This is a genomic window from Pseudomonas brassicae (assembly GCF_010671725.1).
GTDB lineage: Bacteria > Pseudomonadota > Gammaproteobacteria > Pseudomonadales > Pseudomonadaceae > Aquipseudomonas > Aquipseudomonas brassicae.
This window is the reverse complement of record NZ_JAAHBU010000059.1, coordinates 1-2,297: the sequence shown is the minus strand read 5'-3', so window position 1 is coordinate 2,297 and position 2,297 is coordinate 1. Positions and strand designations below refer to the sequence as shown.

General features: G+C 68.2%; 2 protein-coding genes and 1 pseudogene. All 3 read right to left on the bottom strand.

Translation table 11 applies throughout. The features are described from left to right. Positions 1 to 136, bottom strand: a 136-nt coding sequence (locus G3436_RS05575; protein WP_338001209.1) for an AraC family ligand binding domain-containing protein, incomplete at its 3' end; no start/stop codon positions are given. 36 nt (positions 137 to 172) lie between these two features. Then, complete coding sequence (locus G3436_RS05570; protein ID WP_163942216.1) at positions 173 to 1,045, bottom strand: MaoC family dehydratase; 873 nt, start codon at positions 1,043 to 1,045, stop codon at positions 173 to 175. 2 nt (positions 1,046 to 1,047) lie between these two features. Further along, positions 1,048 to 2,297: pseudogene (locus G3436_RS05565) on the bottom strand (3-oxoacyl-ACP reductase); the annotation flags it as partial.

Sequence of the window (2,297 nt, the reverse complement as noted above, 5' to 3'; positions counted from 1 at the left end):
CGCCCTGTTCGGTCACGCCGACCAGGTAGCTGTCGTGCCAGTGCGGGTCGTAGGCGTGGCCCTGAAAGTGCGCGCGCAGGGTCTCGATGCCGGTGTCAGGCTCCTGGCGCAGGTCGATCCAGTTGGGGCTCATCACGGTGTACCGGCAAAAAATCCTTTATCGCCCCGCACTTCACGCAGGTCTAGAAGATTCGTGCAGTGTGTGCCAACTTCCGACCATGTGCTGCAGCGCCCCATGCCCGGCCAGACGAAACTGGCCGTCGGGCGCCACCGCGCTGGCGTGCAGCACCACTTCGCTGGGCAGACGCACCGGTTTGTGAAACGCCACCTCCACTTCGTAGCCGCTGAGCGGCAGGTGCCCGCGCACTGCCGCCAGCGCCATGGCCTTGCTCCACATGCCGTGGGCGATGGCCTGGGGGAAGCCGAACAGCTTGGCCGTGGCCGCGCTGAGGTGGATCGGGTTGTAGTCGCCACACACCTTGGCGTAGCGCCGGCCGATGTCGCTGTCGGCGTACCAGCGCGTGAGTTCGCTCAGGGGCAGCGGCTGGGGGGCCTCTTCGGTGGCTGGCTCACTGGCAAGCTGCAGGCCGCGACACAGCATGCGGCTGCGCTCGGTCCAGATCAGCCCCAGGCCGTCTTCGGCTTCAGTGATCAGGTCGAAGGTCGCGCCTTTTTCATGGGCTTGCAGGTTTTCCACGAATACGCTGAAGCGCAGGCCGCTGACGCCCCCCAGCGGGCGTAGCACGCGAATGCGGTTGTTGATGTGCACCAGGCCCAGCAACGGGAACGGGAAGTCGGGCGCGGTCAGCAGTTGCAGTTGCAGGGCGAACGCCATGACATGCGGGAACGTTGCCGGCAGGTGGCTGTCGTCAGCGAAGTGACACAGCTTGCGGTACGCCTGCAGGCGCGCTGTATCGACTGCGATGGCGCAGTGCAGCCCCCCGCTGGGCAGCGGGTCGCCGCTGATCCTGCGTTTGCGCGCGGCCTTCAGGTACAGCCCGCTCAGCCCTGCGGTACGGCTCAGGTCGTGCCATTGTCGGTCCATGGTCACGCTCCCATCACGGCCTGGCCGCACACCCGCAGCACCTGGCCATTGACTGCGCCGCTGCCCGGTTGGCCCAGCCATGCCACGGCTTCGGCCACATCCTGCGGCAGCCCGCCCTGGCCCAGCGAACTCATGCGCCGCCCGGCTTCGCGCAGGGCGAACGGGATGGCAGCGGTCATGCGCGTTTCGATAAAGCCCGGCGCCACCGCATTGATGCTGATGCCGCGTTCGGCCAGGTGTGGCGCCCAGGCCTGGGCGAGGCCGATCAGGCCAGCCTTGCTGGCGGCATAGTTGGCCTGGCCACGGTTACCGGCGATGCCGCTGATCGAGGCCAGCAGCACGATGCGTGCGTTGTCGTGCAGGGCGCCGCCGTCGAGCAGGGCCTGGGTCAGCACCTGTGGTGCCTTGAGGTTGACCGCCAGCACCGCGTCCCAGTATTCGGGCGTCATGTTGGCCAGGGTCTTGTCGCGGGTGATGCCGGCGTTGTGCACCACGACATCGATGCCGTCGGGCAATGCTTCGAGCAGTTGCGCCGCGGCGTCGCTGGCGCAGATGTCCAGTGCCACGCTGCGCCCGCCCAGCCGCGCAGCCAGGGCATCAAGGTCGGCCTTGGCCTGGGGCACATCCAGCAGCACGACCTCGGCGCCATCCCGGGCCAGGGTTTCGGCAATGGCCGCGCCGATGCCGCGGGCCGCGCCGGTCACCAGCGCCTTGCGCCCGGCGAGGGGGCGAGACCAGTCCTGGACCTGGGCGCTGCAGGCGCCCAGGCGCAATACCTGGCCGCTGATGAAGGCACTTTTGGGCGACAGGAAAAACCGCAGGGCGCCTTCCAGTTGCTGCTCGCCGGCCTTGTCGACATACAGCAATTGCAGGGTGGCGCCGTTGCGCAGCTCTTTGGCCAGCGAACGGCTGAAGCCCTCCAGCGCGCGTTGGGCGACGCTGGCCAACGGATCGTCGAGGGCCTCGGGCGCGCGGCCCAGGATCACGATATGGGCACTGGCGGCCAGGCTGCGCAGCAGTGGCTGGAAGAACTCGCGCAGTTGCTTGAGTTGGTCGCTGTCGGCCAGGTGGCTGGCATCGAACACCACCGCCTTGAGCCTGGGCCCCAGCCCCGCGACCCCAGGCCGGCAGTGCCAGGCGCTCGTCGGCGTAGCTGTAGACTTCATCGGTCAGACGTTTGGCAAAACCGGCCACCTCTGCCACCAATGGCCCGCCACCGAGCAGCAGTGCGCCCTCGACCGGCCGCAGGCGC

What these genes read in the sequence shown, in the direction of transcription:
- G3436_RS05570 (WP_163942216.1), bottom strand. Translation starts at nt 1,045, where the DNA reads ATGGACCGACAATGGCACGACCTGAGCCGTACCGCAGGGCTGAGCGGG.